15 protein-coding genes are annotated in these 14,171 nt (G+C 60.4%); 8 read left to right on the top strand and 7 right to left on the bottom strand.

The genetic code is table 11. From position 1 onward, the window contains the following. Positions 1–21 precede the first annotated feature (21 nt). On the bottom strand, positions 22–753 hold the full coding sequence (locus BS627_RS21060; RefSeq protein ID WP_077985108.1) for a FadR/GntR family transcriptional regulator: 732 nt from the start codon (positions 751–753) through the stop codon (positions 22–24). 90 nt (positions 754–843) lie between these two features. Beyond that, complete coding sequence (locus tag BS627_RS21065) at positions 844–1,827, bottom strand: GlxA family transcriptional regulator (RefSeq protein WP_077985312.1); 984 nt, start codon at positions 1,825–1,827, stop codon at positions 844–846. Between the two features lie 128 nt (positions 1,828–1,955). On the opposite strand from BS627_RS21065, the gene BS627_RS21070 reads away from it, so the two are divergent. From BS627_RS21070 to BS627_RS21100, 7 genes are all read left to right on the top strand, one after another. Next, a complete protein-coding gene (locus tag BS627_RS21070; protein ID WP_077985109.1) occupies positions 1,956–2,783 on the top strand; it encodes an alpha/beta fold hydrolase in 828 nt (275 codons plus the stop codon). Positions 2,784–2,809: 26 nt separating this feature from the next. Then, positions 2,810–3,601: an SDR family NAD(P)-dependent oxidoreductase gene (locus BS627_RS21075; protein WP_077985110.1), complete on the top strand. Its 792-nt coding sequence runs from the start codon at positions 2,810–2,812 to the stop codon at positions 3,599–3,601. A gap of 13 nt (positions 3,602–3,614) precedes the next feature. Next, positions 3,615–4,100 (top strand): hypothetical protein, encoded by a 486-nt coding sequence (locus BS627_RS21080; RefSeq protein WP_077985111.1) that lies wholly within the window; start codon positions 3,615–3,617, stop codon positions 4,098–4,100. Between the two features lie 264 nt (positions 4,101–4,364). After that, entirely contained in the window at positions 4,365–5,660 is a 1,296-nt protein-coding gene (gene blh / locus BS627_RS21085) for a bifunctional sulfur transferase/dioxygenase Blh (RefSeq protein ID WP_077985313.1), read from the top strand. After that, positions 5,654–6,010 (top strand): sulfite-sensing transcriptional repressor BigR, encoded by a 357-nt coding sequence (gene bigR, locus BS627_RS21090; protein WP_077985112.1) that lies wholly within the window; start codon positions 5,654–5,656, stop codon positions 6,008–6,010. The genes blh and bigR overlap by 7 nt, the downstream gene beginning before the upstream one ends. Next, on the top strand, positions 6,007–6,414 hold the full coding sequence (locus tag BS627_RS21095; RefSeq protein ID WP_120649316.1) for a YeeE/YedE family protein: 408 nt from the start codon (positions 6,007–6,009) through the stop codon (positions 6,412–6,414). The genes bigR and BS627_RS21095 overlap by 4 nt, the downstream gene beginning before the upstream one ends. After that, entirely contained in the window at positions 6,411–6,848 is a 438-nt protein-coding gene (locus tag BS627_RS21100) for a YeeE/YedE family protein (RefSeq protein ID WP_077985114.1), read from the top strand. The genes BS627_RS21095 and BS627_RS21100 overlap by 4 nt, the downstream gene beginning before the upstream one ends. Before the next feature lie 77 nt (positions 6,849–6,925). Here the strand turns inward: BS627_RS21100 and gpmI are convergent, their stop codons facing one another. From gpmI to BS627_RS21130, 5 genes are all read right to left on the bottom strand, one after another. After that, complete coding sequence (gene gpmI, locus BS627_RS21105) at positions 6,926–8,443, bottom strand: 2,3-bisphosphoglycerate-independent phosphoglycerate mutase (protein WP_077985115.1); 1,518 nt, start codon at positions 8,441–8,443, stop codon at positions 6,926–6,928. 213 nt (positions 8,444–8,656) lie between these two features. After that, a complete protein-coding gene (locus BS627_RS21115; RefSeq protein ID WP_077985116.1) occupies positions 8,657–9,931 on the bottom strand; it encodes a dihydrolipoamide acetyltransferase family protein in 1,275 nt (424 codons plus the stop codon). A 2-nt stretch (positions 9,932–9,933) separates the two neighbouring features. After that, positions 9,934–10,947: an alpha-ketoacid dehydrogenase subunit beta gene (locus BS627_RS21120; RefSeq protein ID WP_065118089.1), complete on the bottom strand. Its 1,014-nt coding sequence runs from the start codon at positions 10,945–10,947 to the stop codon at positions 9,934–9,936. Between the two features lie 3 nt (positions 10,948–10,950). Then, positions 10,951–12,189, bottom strand: a complete 1,239-nt coding sequence (locus BS627_RS21125; RefSeq protein ID WP_077985117.1) for a 3-methyl-2-oxobutanoate dehydrogenase (2-methylpropanoyl-transferring) subunit alpha — start codon at positions 12,187–12,189, stop codon at positions 10,951–10,953. A 44-nt stretch (positions 12,190–12,233) separates the two neighbouring features. Beyond that, a complete protein-coding gene (locus tag BS627_RS21130; RefSeq protein ID WP_077985118.1) occupies positions 12,234–13,361 on the bottom strand; it encodes an acyl-CoA dehydrogenase family protein in 1,128 nt (375 codons plus the stop codon). Positions 13,362–13,688: 327 nt separating this feature from the next. Between BS627_RS21130 and BS627_RS21135 the strand changes: the two genes are divergently transcribed. After that, a complete protein-coding gene (locus tag BS627_RS21135) occupies positions 13,689–14,162 on the top strand; it encodes an Lrp/AsnC family transcriptional regulator (RefSeq protein ID WP_077985119.1) in 474 nt (157 codons plus the stop codon). Positions 14,163–14,171 lie beyond the last annotated feature (9 nt).

Here is a 14,171-nt window from a genome sequence, read left to right on the forward strand (position 1 = left end):
GACTCATGAGCAATTTCTGGATCACTCAGCGGCAGTGCGGGAGCGCAGAAGCACTTTGTAGCGCTCAAGACTGCCGCGCAAATGCGCCGCCATATATTGGCGGGCGCCATCGGCATCACCTTCGATGATGGCGTCGACAATCCTCGCATGCTCCTCCTGGAGATGCAGGTTGTAGTCCTTCGGACGCGATCCGGGCGCTGCCCCCTGCAATTCGCCGCGAGGAATGATGCCGGTGCGAATGAGCTGAAGAAACTCGGGAAACCTCCTGTTCTGCGTCGCCTGCGCAATGGCCAGATGGAACTCGAAATCAGCGTCCCGCGTCGGCAAACCGGCGGCGAGACAGTCGCCGACGCGCCGGTGCGCATCCACAATCGCCTCCACCTGCACGGCGGAACGGCGCGATGCCGCAAGCCCGGCGGATTCAACCTCAAAGACCGTGCGCAATTCCAGCAACTCGATCACCGAGGAAATCCGTCCCACGGCCAGATCGTTAAAAGGCAGCTCCTTGGCCGGCTTTACTTCGACGGCAAAAACGCCCGCGCCCTTGCGGGCTTCAACGAGGCCGTCGGCGCGTAGAATGGCGATGGCTTCGCGTACCACTGTGCGGCTCACCGAATATTCCCGCGTGAGTTCGCTTTCGCTTGGAAGACGGTCGCCGGGGCGAAAAACGCCTTCGGACAGATCCCGCCGCAATGCCGAACTGATTTTCGCCGCGAGCGATACCCCTTGCTTCGTGTTGCTCTCAACGTCCATTCCGGCCCACCTGTTTCAAACTTGTCTGGCATGTTAGCAAACACCCGCCACATTGCAAGGGCCGCGCACCGCCGGGACGGTCGGCCGCCCTCACGCCGCAGCCATGGCCGAACTGCTGGAAAAGCGGCTTCTATATTCACCCGGCGAGAGGCCGAGAATGCGGTGGAACACCCGGCGAAAGGCGGCCGCGTCCTCATAACCCACCGACCAGGCGATCTGATCGACAGAACGGCGGGTGAATTCCAGCAGTTCCCGCGCCTTGCCGATACGCAGATGCTGGACATATTCGATGGGCTTCATGCCGGTGGCGGCCTTGAAGCGGCGCAGGAAGGTCCGCTCCTCCAGCCCTGCATGGCCGGCCATGTCGGTAACGCTCGTCGCCCGCCCGGCGCGGGCCTGCAGCCAGTGCTGCACCTTCAGGATCGGCTCGTCGCCATGCGTCAGCCTTGGGGCGAAGCTGCTATAATGGCGCTGTTCACGCCCCGAGGGATCGATCAGCAGGAACTTGCCGGTCTCGATCATCACCGAAGGTCCGAGAAGCCGGTCGACGATGCGCAGGCCAAGATCTGTCCATGCCATCAGCCCGCCAGCCGTGATGATATCGCCATCCTCGATGACGATCTTGTCTATCTCCAGCCGGATATCGGGAAAACGCTCGCGGAAACGCTCGGCAAACAACCAGTGGGTGGTAGCCGGGCGGCCGGACAGGAGGCCCGTTGCCGCAATCATAAAGGAGCCGCCGCAACTGGCGGCAAGCGTCGCCCCCTGCGCATGCCGATCCAGCAGCCAGCGGGCGTAAGGCTCGGCTTCCTCGATTTCGGCTGGCCCGGTCAGCCTCCCGGGTACGATAAAGATATCGGGATGCCCCGGCCCTGGATCGGTATCCTGACAGCGCGCGAATTCACCGCCCTCCCCCATGCTCCAGTGACTGACCCGCAATTTCGGCCCGCCGCGATCCTGAGAAAATACCGACGCGATGGCAAAAAGATCGGTGATCCCATGCACCATGGCGATCTGACAGTCCCTATAGAGGACCAGTCCCACTTCCAGCGCGCTTCCCGTTACACCTGCCATGACCCACACCCCGTTTTGTCAGTTTTGGCTCGTTTTCTGTCAGAAGCGCCAATCCAGTCCCGGCTGTCTCCAGAGTATCTCTATTCCCACGGGACGCAAGCAAGCTCCCTGCAACAGGAGAGAAAGCCATGACAACGATCACCACCAGAGACGGAACGCATATCTTCTACAAGGACTGGGGCCCGAAAGACGGGCAACCCATCATCTTCTCCCATGGCTGGCCGCTCAGCGCCGATGCCTGGGATGCGCAGATGGTGTTCTTCGCCAATCACGGTTTCCGCACCATCGCCCATGACCGCCGCAGCCACGGCCGCTCCGATCAGGTCTGGCATAACAATACCATGGATCAATATGCCGACGATCTGGCCGAGCTGATCGAACAGCTCGATCTTCACGACATCATTCTGGTCGGCCATTCCACCGGCGGCGGCGAGGTGACGCGCTATATCGGCCGTCATGGTACGGCCCGCGTCGCCAAGATCGCCCTCATCGGCGCGGTGCCGCCGCTGATGCTGAAGACGGAAAGCAATGCCATCGGCCTGCCAATCGATGTTTTTGACGGCATCCGCAAGGGCACCTATGACAATCGCAGCCAGTTTTTCAAGGACCTGACCATTCCCTTCTACGGCTACAACCGCGAAGGCGCCGTGATATCCGAAGGCATCCGCGACGAATTCTGGCGGCAGGGCATGATGGGCGGCCTGAAAGGTCAGCTCGACAGCATTCGCGCCTTTTCGGAAAGCGATTTCCATCAGGACCTGAAGGCTTTCGACAAGCCGACGCTGGTTCTGCACGGCGATGACGATCAGATCGTGCCGGTCGGCGCTTCGGCGCTCTCCACGGTCAGAATAGTCAAACATGCGGTGCTCAAAATCTATGAGGGCGCCGACCATGGCCTGACGCAGACCCATCAGGACCGGTTCAACACCGACCTTCTCGCCTTCATCAACGCCTGAAACCGCAGCACAAAGGAGACACGGATATGACACAGAATACATTTCTCATCACCGGCGCATCCGATGGCATCGGTGCGGTCTATGCCGAACGTCTGGCAAAACGCGGCCATGACCTCATCCTCGTGGCGCGGCGTGCCGAAAAGGTGAAAGCATTGGCCGCACGGTTGGAAAAGGATCATCACATCGCAGTCGAGGTTCTCTCCGCCGATCTTGCCAAGGCGGAAGACCTCGAAAAGGTGGAAGTGCGGCTGCGCGACGACCGGCGGATTACCGGCCTCGTCAACAATGCCGGTATTGCCGGGGAAGGCGCAATCACGGCGCTGGACCCGGCCTATGTGACAACGATGATCAACCTCAACATCCTTGCCGTCACCCGGCTCGCAGCGGCCATCGCGCCGCGTCTTGCCGACGATGGCAAGGGCACGATCATCAACATCACTTCGGTCACGGCGCTGATGCCGGCGGCATTCACCGCCGTCTACCCGGCCACCAAGGCCTTCGTGCTTGCCTTCACCGAGGCGCTGCAGGCGCAGCTTTCCCCCTCCGGCGTGCGAGTTCAGGCCGTCCTGCCGGGCATCACCCGCACCGCGATCTGGGAAGAGGAACGGCTCGACGCCATTCCGGCCGCCATGGTCATGGATGTTTACGAAATGGTGGATGCGGCCCTTGCCGGTCTCGACCTCGGCGAAGCACTGACCATTCCGTCCCTGCCGGATACGGCTGATCTTGAAAATTTCCTTGCAGCGCGCGCGGCGTTAAGGCCCAATCTGTCGCATGCACTTGCCGCCAGCCGGTATCGTGCAGCCAAAACCGAATAGAGGGAGACGTATCATGATCCTCGGACTGACCATTCCCCAATTCACGGCATTGCATGTGGGCCTAAGCTTCATCGGCATCGCCGCCGGACTGATCGCCCTACCCGCTTATGCGGCGGGGCGATGGATGCCGCGCATGATGGCGCTTTTCCTCGTCACCACGCTCGCCACCACACTCACCGGCTTCCTGTTTCCAATCGGAAACTTCACGCCGGCGCTCGGTGTCGGCGTCATCTCGACCCTCGTTCTGGCAATTGCACTGGTTGCGCTTTATGGATACGGCCTGAATGGCAGGGCGCGCATTATTTATACGATCACCGCTACGATCAGCCTTTATCTCAATATGTTCGTGTTGATCGTTCAGGCATTTCTCAAGGTCGAAACACTCAACAATCTGGCGCCGAACGGCAATGAACCGCCCTTCGTCGTCGCCCAGACGGTTCTGCTTGTTGCAGCCATCTGTCTCGGCTGGAAAGCGACACGCCGCAGGCTCGTCGTCTGAAACGAGCCCGAATTCGAACCGGTGTCCACGAAAATGCCTTGTGCCTCCATATTCAGGCCGCAAGGCATTTTTCGCATACAGAAGACAGGCAATCTCCGTCCAGCCGTCACAAAACGAAGAAATCCCACCTCTAGGATTTTCTTCCGAACCTTTCCTGAACGATGCAGCAGGAGATATCCGGAACGAAGCCACTTTGCGGCCTTGCAAACAAACAATATACATTATACAATAATATATATTAAATTATAGTAACAGGAGATGTCGATGAATGCCGTGAAGATCAACGAGCGTCTGACAGTTGCGGGCCAGCCGATGATCGACGATTTCCCATTGCTCGCCGCCCAAGGTTATAAAAGCATCGTCAATGCCCGGCCTGATGGTGAAGAGCCCGGCCAGCCGGGCAATTCCCAGGAAAAAAGCGCCGCCAGCGCCGCGGGCATGGATTATGGCTTTATCCCGGTCAGCGGCCAAACCATCACCGAAGCCGATATCCGCGCCTTCCAGCAGAAAATGGCGGAAGCGGAAGGCCCCGTTTTTGCCCATTGCAAGGGCGGCGCCCGCGCGCTCACGCTTCATGTTCTCGGGGAAGCTCTGGATGGGCGCATCGAAAGGGACGATATCGAGGCTTTCGGCAAGGCGCACGGCTTTGACCTTTCCGGCGCCACCCGCTGGCTGGAACGGCGCGCAGCGGCGGCTCCGCACGTCAAGGCATTCTTCGATCCGCGCACATGTAGCGTGCAATATGTCGTGTCCGATCCCTCGACCGGGCGCTGCGCCATTATCGACCCGGTCTATGATTTCGATGAGAAATCCGGCGCAACCGGAACGATGAATGCCGACGCCATTCTGGACTATGTGGAGAGCCAGGGCCTGACGGTGGAATGGATTCTCGATACCCATCCGCATGCCGACCATTTTTCCGCTGCCCATTATCTCAAGCAGAAGACCGGTGCGCAGACAGCCATCGGCGCGAAAGTCACCGGCGTCCAAAAGCTCTGGCAGGAAAAATACAACTGGCCGAATCTAAAAACCGACGGCTCGCAATGGGACCGGCTGTTCGAGGCGGGCGACAGGTTCAATATCGGCTCCCTTGAAGCGCGCGTGCTATTTTCGCCCGGCCACACGCTGGCCTCCGTCACCTATGTGGTAGGTAATGCCGCCTTCGTGCACGATACGCTTTTCATGCCCGATTCCGGCACCGCGCGCGCCGATTTCCCCGGCGGCAGCGCCAGCGAACTCTGGGCGTCCATTCAGGCCATTCTCGCCCTTCCCGACGAAACACGGCTTTTCACCGGCCACGATTATCAGCCCGGCGGCCGCACGCCGAAATGGGAAAGCACGGTCGGCGAACAGAAACACAGCAATCCGCATCTTGCCGGCGTGACGGAGGAGGGTTTCATCCGTCTCAGGCAAGCGCGGGATCGCACCTTGCCGATGCCGAAGCTCATTCTCCACGCCCTGCAGGTCAATATTCGCGGCGGTCGCCTGCCGGAGCCGGAGGCGAATGGCAAGCGTTATCTGAAATTCCCGCTCGACGTGCTGGAGGGAAGCATATGGTAAAGGAAAACAAGCTGGAAAAGCCCCCCCACATTGCTGAAATTCCCCTTCCCGCCATGGAGGAGAGGGCTGTCGAGGTCGCACTGCTTCTGAAAACGCTTGCACACCCGGCGCGGCTGATGCTCGCCTGCACGCTGGCGCAGGGGGAATTCTCCGTCGGCGAGCTGGAGGCCAAGCTGGATATTCGCCAGCCGACGCTCTCCCAGCAGCTGGGCGTGCTGCGGGAAGCCGGCGTGGTCGAAACCCGGCGCGACGCCAAGCAGATTTTTTACCAACTGAGCGAAGCGAAAGCAGCGCAACTGATCGAGGCCCTTTACACCATATTCTGCGCGCCAGAGGAGGAGACCCCGTGAGCCCCTATTGGCCCTCTCTTTTTGGCGGCATGCTGCTCGGTCTTGCCTGCATTCTGCTGTTTCTTTTCAATGGCCGTATTGCCGGCATCAGCGGGCTCATAGGCAAAATGCTCGGCAGGGAGCGGCGTCTTGCCGATCTCGCCTTCGTCGCCGGCTTGCTGGCCGGACCTTATATCTATGCCGCGGCATTCGGCCGGCTGCCGGCCATCACCATCGTTTCACCATGGCCGCTCATCCTCATTGCCGGGCTGCTGGTGGGTTTTGGCACGCGCATGGGCTCAGGCTGCACATCCGGCCATGGCATCATGGGGCTGGCGCGATTTTCCCGGCGCTCCATCGCCGCGACCGCCACCTTCTTGATTACCGGTATTTGCGCCGCGACGATAACTGGAGCCCTGTCTTGAAAAATCCAGCCGTGGCAAGTGTTTTCCTGGCATTGGCCGCCGGAGCCCTGTTCGGCTTTGGCCTCTCGCTTTCAGGCATGGTTGATCCGGCCCGCGTTTCCGGCTTTCTCGACGTGGCGAGCGGCCATTGGGATCCGAGCCTGGTATTCGTTCTCGGCGGTGCGGTGATGGTCGCCGTGCCGGGTGTGCTGCTCAGCCGGCGTCTCGCCAAACCGGTCCTCGCAGAAGGTTTCAGCCTTCCCGCAAAAACCCGCATCGACCGGCCGCTCATAACAGGCTCGGCCATTTTCGGCATCGGTTGGGGGCTTGCCGGTTTCTGTCCCGGCCCGGCACTATCGGCTTTCGCCCTCGGGCTGACGCCGGTCGTTCTTTTCGTCGGCGCCATGATTGCCGGCATGCTGATCCACGACCGCCTCTACGCAAAGCAGCCATGAAGGCAAGACTCGTTCGGGGCGGGGAAACGGGCCGTCGCGCGAGGCTGGAACGCTCCCGCGCGACGGCGTGTGATTATTTAGAGGTCAATCAGGCTTTTGCCCGTCATTTCCGGCGGCAGCGGCACATTCATCAGTTGCAGCAGGGTGGGCGCGACATCGGCAAGAATGCCGTCATGCAGCTTCGCACCTTCCGGGCCGCCGAAAAGGATCACCGGCACCGGATTGGTGGTGTGGGCCGTATGCGGGCCGCCGGTCACTGGGTCGACCATGGTTTCGCAATTGCCGTGGTCCGCAATGACAAGCATCGCGCCGCCCACTTTTTCAAGAGCGGCAACGACGGCACCAAGCCCACGATCCACGGCTTCACAGGCCTTGATTGCGGCCTGCAGATCGCCGGTATGACCCACCATATCGGGGTTGGCGTAGTTGGTGACGATCAAATCGTAACCCTTGCCGATCGCCTCGACGAATTTTTCCGTCACTTCCGGCGCGCTCATCTCCGGCTGCAGATCGTAGGTCGCGACCTTCGGGGATTTCGGCATGAAACGGTCTTCGCCCACTTCCGGCTCTTCCTTACCGCCATTCAGGAAGAAGGTGACATGGGGATATTTTTCCGTTTCGGCGAGACGAAACTGCGTGAGCCCCTGCTTTGCCACCCAGGCGCCGAGCGTATTGACGATATCCCGTTTCGGATAAGCCGTCGTCATGAATTCATTATGGCGGGTGGAATATTCCACCATGCCAAGCATAGCCGAAAGGACAGGCTTTTCGCGCGAAAAACCGTCGAAATCGTCCGCCCCTATGGCGAGCAGGATTTCACGGGCACGGTCAGCCCGGAAATTCAGGCAGAACAGGCCATCGCCGGCCTTGAAACCTTCATAACCATCGATCACCGTCGGCAGGATGAATTCGTCGGTGACGTTGTTCCTATAACTCTGAGCAACGGCGCTTACCGCATCCCGCGCGTGTTCTCCTTTCGCCAGAACCATGGCGTCATAGGCTTTCTCGACGCGCTCCCAGCGGTTGTCGCGATCCATCGCATAATAGCGGCCGATCACCGTGCCGATGCTTGCCCCCTGCGGCAGGCTCGCCACCAGTGCCGCCACAAATTCTTCAGCCGATTGCGGCGCGACATCGCGGCCGTCGGTGATGGCATGTACCACCACTTTCAGGCCGTGGCTGATCATCAGCCTCACCGCCGCCTGGCCGTGGAGGATATGGCCATGGACGCCGCCATCGGAAACGACGCACATCAGATGCGCCACACCGTCCGCGGCCTTCACGGTGGCGGCGAAATCAAGCATCGCCGCATTGCGGAAAAAGCTGCCATCCTCGATCGCCAGATCGATCTGGCCGAGATCCATGGCGACGATGCGGCCCGCGCCAATATTGGTGTGGCCAACTTCCGAATTGCCCATCTGCCCGGTGGGCAGACCGACATTCGGGCCGAAGGTGGTGAGCCTCGCATTCGGGCAGGTGGCGAAAAGCCGGTCCATGGTGGGCGTATTCGCCAGCACCGGCGCATTGCTGGATGTGTCCTCGTTCAGCCCCCAGCCATCGAGAATAGTCAGGACAACGGGTTTGGGAGTGCGCATGGGAGGACCTTCTTCTTCATTCGGTTGTCGGCGGAGGGCGGACCGCCGGGCACCGGAGCGCCCTCGTCCGCCACTGTGATCATGATGAGAAAACATGTTTCTCGTTCTTCTCTTCTATACCCGAAGATAACGAACGCAAGCCTATACCAACACCGAAACAGTTCCATGAAGCCGGAGCGCCTCATGGAAGAAAAGCTTCTTACGAATGAATCTTCAGCCGTCGATAAAGATCAGCGCCGGTTTTTCCATAAGCGCCTTCACGGCCTGGATGAATATCGCCGCATCCCAGCCATCGACAACCCGGTGATCGAAGCTCGATGAGAGGTTCATCATCTTGCGCGGCACAAACCGCGTCCCATCCCACACCGGGCGCGTCACGATCTTGTTGACGCCGATGATCGCCACCTCCGGGTGATTGATGATGGGTGTCGAGACCACACCGCCCAAGGCTCCCAGCGAACTGACGGTGATGGTGGAGCCCATCAATTCTTCCCGATGGGCCGTGCCGGTGCGGGCCGCTTCGGCGACGCGTGCGACTTCGTCCGCGCATTCCCAAAGGCCGAGCGTTTCCGTATGGCGCACGACCGGAACGGTGAGGCCCGACGGCGTCTGCGTGGCGATGCCGATATGAACCGCTTCATAGTGGCTGACGACCCCTTTTTCGTCATCGAAGGTGGCATTCATGCCGGGATGATCGGCAACGGCTTTCACCAGCGCGCGCATCAGGAACGGCAGGATCGTCAGCTTCGGTTGCCCGGAACGGCGATTGCCGTTCATGGTTGCCCGCAAATCCTCCAGATCGGTCACGTCGACTTCCTCGACATAGGTGATGTGGGGAATGCGGGAGGCGGAAAGCACCATCTTCTCGGCGATCTTACGCCTGAGCCCGGTCACCTTCACCTCCTCGACAGCGCTATCGTGGGGCGCTATCGGCTCGGGACGGTCCGGCCGTCCCCGCACGGTTAAAAACCCGTCGAGATCGGCATGTGTGATATGCCCGTCAGGCCCCGTGCCCTTGACCTTGGTGAGATCGATATCGAGATCGTCGGCGCGCTGGCGAACAGCGGGAGACGCCAACGGTTTATGATGCGGTTCGGCGGCGGGCGCCGGCGGCGCCTCCTCGGCCTCTCGCGCCGCAGGTTGGGTTTCAACGGGTGGCGGCGTGTCCGTCATGTCGGCAGGCGCTTGCGTCATCTGGGTGGGCACTTCCGCTTCCGGCGCGCTGCCATTGGGAGCGGCGACGGCGACATCGGTTTCGATGCGCAGCAGCGGCGCCTTTACCGGCACGGTATTTCCAACCGTCACGGCAAGCCAGGTGACGATCCCCGCCACCGGGGATGGGATTTCCACCGTCGCCTTGTCGGTCATCACCGCGGCCAGCACCATGTCCTCATGGACGAGATCGCCCGGTTTGACGTTCCATTCCACCAGTTCGGCTTCCGCCACACCTTCACCGACATCGGGCATCGTGATAACAAATTCCGCCATAATCAGGCCTCCATGACATCGACAAGGGCGCGCCCGACGCGGGCCGGTCCCGGAAAATAGTCCCATTCCTGCGCATGGGGGTAAGGCGTATCCCAGCCCGCGACGCGGACGACGGGAGCCTCGAGGTGATAAAAACAATGCTCCTGCACCAGAGACACGACTTCGGCCCCGAAGCCGGAGGTCAGCGTCGCCTCATGCACCATGACGCAACGGCCGGTCTTGGAAACGGACTTGACGATTGTATCGAGATCGAGCGGCAAGAGGCTGCGAAGATCGATGATCTCAGCATCCACGCCAGTCTCTTCCGCCGCCGCCAGCGCCACATGCACCATGGTGCCATAAGCGATGACGGTCACAGCGTTTCCGGGACGGCGTATCTCCGCCTTGCCGATGGGAATGGTGTAGTGCCCTTCCGGCACCTCCCCCATCTCGTGTTTGGACCACGGCGTCACCGGCCGGTCGTGATGGCCATCAAACGGACCGTTATAAAGCCGCTTCGGCTCCAGAAACATAACCGGGTCGGGATCTTCGATGGAAGCGATCAGCAGCCCCTTGGCGTCATAGGGATTGGAAGGAACCACCACCTTCAGCCCGCAGACATGGGTGAAAAGCGCTTCCGGGCTCTGACTGTGTGTCTGCCCGCCGAAAATGCCGCCGCCGGTCGGCATGCGAAGAACGATCGGGCAGGTGAAATCGCCGTTGGAGCGATAACGGATACGCGCCGCCTCCTGGGTGATCTGGTCATAGGCGGGATACATGTAATCGGCGAACTGGATTTCGACACAGGGCCGCAACCCATAAGCAGCCATGCCGATGGCAGTGCCGACAATGCCGGATTCACTGATCGGCGCATCGAAACAGCGGGTCTTGCCGTATTTTCCCTGCAGCCCCTGCGTGGCGCGGAAGACCCCACCGAAATAGCCCACATCCTCGCCAAACACCACGACATCGTCACTGCGCTCCATGGACACATCCATGGCGCTACGGACGGCTTCGATCATCGTCATTCTTGCCATGCCTTACCACCCTGCCTTCTGACGTTGCCGGACGAGATGCGGCGGCATCTCGGCGTAGACACCCTCGAAAATATCCTTTTTCGGCGGTTTTTTGCCTTCGTGCAGCGTGCCGTGGCTTTCCGCCTCGCGCTGAGCTTCCAGCACCTCATCGGCAATTTCCGCCTCTGCCTGCCGGTGCCGTTCCTCCGACCAGACGCCGCGCAGGATGAGATGTTTTTTGAGCCTCAGAACCGGATCGCCCAGCGGCCATGCCTCGGACTCCGTCTTGGGGCGGTAAGCGCTCGGATCGTCGGAAGTGGAATGGGCGCCGACACGATAGGTGACGTATTCAATGAGCGTCGGGCCGAGATTGCAGCGAGCCCGCTCCACCGCCCAGCGCGCCACGGCATAAACGGCGAGATAGTCATTGCCGTCGACCCGCAGTGCGGGAATGCCGAAGCCCAGGCCGCGTGCCGCAAAGGTTCCCGAGCCGCCGCGCGCGATGCCCTGAAAGGTGGAAATCGCCCATTGGTTATTGACGATATTGAGAACCACCGGAGCCTTGTAGGTGGAGGCAAAGACCATCGCCGAGTGAAAATCCGACTCCGCCGTCGAACCGTCACCGATCCATGCTGCGGCGATCTTCGTATCGCCCTTGATGGCCGACGCCATCGCCCAACCGACCGCCTGCACATATTGCGTGGCGAGATTGCCGGAGACGGTGAAGAAACCATGCTCCTTCGAGGAATAAAGCACCGGCAACTGCCGCCCATGCAGCGGATCCAGTTCGTTGGAATAAATCTGGTTCATCATGGTGACGAGCGGATAGTCGTCGGCGATCAACAGCCCGGCCTGCCGGTAGGTCGGGAAATTCATGTCGCCTTTGGAGAGCGCCTTGCGGAAGGCGCAGCTCACCGCCTCTTCGCCCAGATGCTGCATGTAAAAAGAGGTTTTACCCTGCCGTTGCGCCATCAGCATGCGCGCATCGAAAGCCCGAAGCCGCATCATATTCTTCAGGCCCACCAGCAGGTCCTCATCCGAAAGCAGCCCTGCCCATGGCCCAACGGCCTCGCCCTGATGATTGAGGACACGGATGATCGAATAGGCAAGATCGCGCATGCTTTCCGGCGCGGCGTCAACCTCCGGGCGCGGCACGGAGCCAGCCTTGGGTATTTTCACATTGGAGAAATCCGGCTCCCCGCCGGGCCGCACCGCAGGTTCGGGAACATGCAGGCTGAGACGTGGCGTTTCGGTTATGTCCATTCTACTCCTCCCGTCGCGGTCTCCTCCAGACCGCGAAACAACGCTCAAAGGTTCCGCGCGATCACCATTCGCTGGACATCGCTGGTCCCCTCGTAAATCTGGCAGATGCGCACATCGCGATAGATCCGCTCCACCGGATAATCCGCCATGTAGCCGTAACCGCCGTGAATCTGGATGGCGTCCGAGCAGACGCGCTCGGCCATTTCGGAAGCGAAGAGCTTCGCCATCGAAGCCTCCGAAAGACAGGGCTCACCCGCTTCCTTCAGCGCCGCCGCATGCAGCACCAGCTGCCGCGCCGCTTGAATGCGCGTCGCCATATCCGCGAGGCGAAACGCGACTGCCTGATGTTCGATGATTGCCTGCCCGAAGGCCTTGCGCTCACGGGCATAATCCCGCGCCGCCTCGAAGGCCGCCTGCGCCATGCCTACCGCTTGCGCGGCGATGCCGATGCGGCCGCCTTCCAGATTGGCAAGCGCAATGCGATACCCCTGCCCCTCTTCGCCCAGCCGCAATTCGGCTGGCACCGCCATGTCGGTAAAGGCGATCTGGCAGGTATCGGATGAATGCAGGCCGAGCTTTTCTTCGACCCTTATGACCTCGTAACCCGGCGTGTCCGTCGGCACGATGAAGGCGGTGATACCCTTCTTGCCCGCCGTCGCGTCGGTGACGGCAAAAACGATGACGACATCGCCATTTTTACCTGATGTGATGAATTGCTTAGCGCCATCAAGAATATAACGATCACCATCGCGCCGCGCTTTGGTCTTGAGATTTGACGCATCGGAGCCAGCCTGCGGTTCGGTCAGCGCGAAACCGCCGATCCATTCGCCGGAAGCCAGTTTCGGCAGGAAGCGCTGCTTCTGGCCTTCGGTTCCGAATTTTAGGATAGGCACACATCCCACAGAATTATGGACGCTCATGATGGTGGAACAGGCACCATCCCCGGCAGCGATTTCCTCCAGTGCCAGTGCGTAAGCAACGGCGCCGGTCTCCGCCCCGCCATACTCTTCGGAGACCAGCATGCCGAGGAAACCGAGCTCGCCCATCGCTTTCAATTCGTCTTTGGGAAAACGGCTTTCCCGGTCACGCGAAGCGGCGCCAGGGGCAAGCCGCTCGCGGGCGAAGTCGCGGGCCATATCTCTGATCTGTTGCTGGGCTTCGGTGAGCATCATCGCGGCCTCTCCCCCAAAAGGCGAAGCGCATGAAACACGTCGACGTCGCCTGATGCCGGCAACGTCGCAAACTGGAATTGGTTCTGAGGCCTGCCCACGAAAGCATGGGCGGCCCCGTCGATCACGACAGGGTCATGCACAGCCAAATTCACCTCCCTTGGCCAGCCCTGATGTGAGGAACCGGCCCGCCGCAGATCTCCTCCAGACCGCGACTGATGTGAACGCTATCACTATCTCGAATTCATTTCAAAGCTATTTTGATTGACAGTTTTTTGATTGGCGATATCTTTGATCCAACAAATAGTCATATCATAGAGCAAATGATCCATGATTGAGCTCGACAGTTTCGACCAGAAGATTCTGCATGTTCTCGGCGATGACGGGCGGGTCAGCTGGCGGGATCTTGCCGCCCGCATCGGTCTCTCCTTCACGCCGACGCTGCGCCGCGTGCGCAAGCTGGAAGAGGAAGGCATCATTCGCGGTTATACCGCCGTGTTCGATGAGAACCGTCTGCTCGGCAACATGGGCGTCTTCATCTCCGTCACGCTGGAGCGGCAGATCAAGGAAGCGTTGACCACCTTCGAACACCACGTCGCTTCCATTCCGGAAGTTGTGGGCGGTTATCAGACCAGCGGCAGTTCCGATTATCTGATCCACGCCATGGTGCGGGATTTGCCGCATTATCAGGAGCTACTGGATTTCCTGACCACGGTTCCCGGCGTGTCGCGCATCCAGTCCAATTTCGCCATCAAGACATTCGTGCGCCGTTCCGCCGCCTTCACCGGAGGTGACGCGCCATAATCAGGGGTT

This window comes from Agrobacterium salinitolerans (assembly GCF_002008225.1).
Lineage (GTDB): Bacteria > Pseudomonadota > Alphaproteobacteria > Rhizobiales > Rhizobiaceae > Agrobacterium > Agrobacterium salinitolerans.

Excerpts from the sequence above, each read along its gene's own strand:
- BS627_RS21060 (WP_077985108.1), bottom strand. The coding sequence starts at position 753 with ATGGACGTTGAGAGCAACACGAAGCAAGGGGTATCGCTCGCGGCGAAA.
- BS627_RS21065 (WP_077985312.1), bottom strand. The coding sequence starts at position 1,827 with ATGGCAGGTGTAACGGGAAGCGCGCTGGAAGTGGGACTGGTCCTCTAT.
- BS627_RS21070 (WP_077985109.1), top strand. The coding sequence starts at position 1,956 with ATGACAACGATCACCACCAGAGACGGAACGCATATCTTCTACAAGGAC.
- BS627_RS21075 (WP_077985110.1), top strand. The coding sequence starts at position 2,810 with ATGACACAGAATACATTTCTCATCACCGGCGCATCCGATGGCATCGGT.
- BS627_RS21080 (WP_077985111.1), top strand. The coding sequence starts at position 3,615 with ATGATCCTCGGACTGACCATTCCCCAATTCACGGCATTGCATGTGGGC.
- blh (WP_077985313.1), top strand. The coding sequence starts at position 4,365 with ATGAATGCCGTGAAGATCAACGAGCGTCTGACAGTTGCGGGCCAGCCG.
- bigR (WP_077985112.1), top strand. The coding sequence starts at position 5,654 with ATGGTAAAGGAAAACAAGCTGGAAAAGCCCCCCCACATTGCTGAAATT.
- gpmI (WP_077985115.1), bottom strand. The coding sequence starts at position 8,443 with ATGCGCACTCCCAAACCCGTTGTCCTGACTATTCTCGATGGCTGGGGG.
- BS627_RS21115 (WP_077985116.1), bottom strand. The coding sequence starts at position 9,931 with ATGGCGGAATTTGTTATCACGATGCCCGATGTCGGTGAAGGTGTGGCG.
- BS627_RS21120 (WP_065118089.1), bottom strand. The coding sequence starts at position 10,947 with ATGGCAAGAATGACGATGATCGAAGCCGTCCGTAGCGCCATGGATGTG.
- BS627_RS21125 (WP_077985117.1), bottom strand. The coding sequence starts at position 12,189 with ATGGACATAACCGAAACGCCACGTCTCAGCCTGCATGTTCCCGAACCT.
- BS627_RS21130 (WP_077985118.1), bottom strand. The coding sequence starts at position 13,361 with ATGATGCTCACCGAAGCCCAGCAACAGATCAGAGATATGGCCCGCGAC.
- BS627_RS21135 (WP_077985119.1), top strand. The coding sequence starts at position 13,689 with ATGATTGAGCTCGACAGTTTCGACCAGAAGATTCTGCATGTTCTCGGC.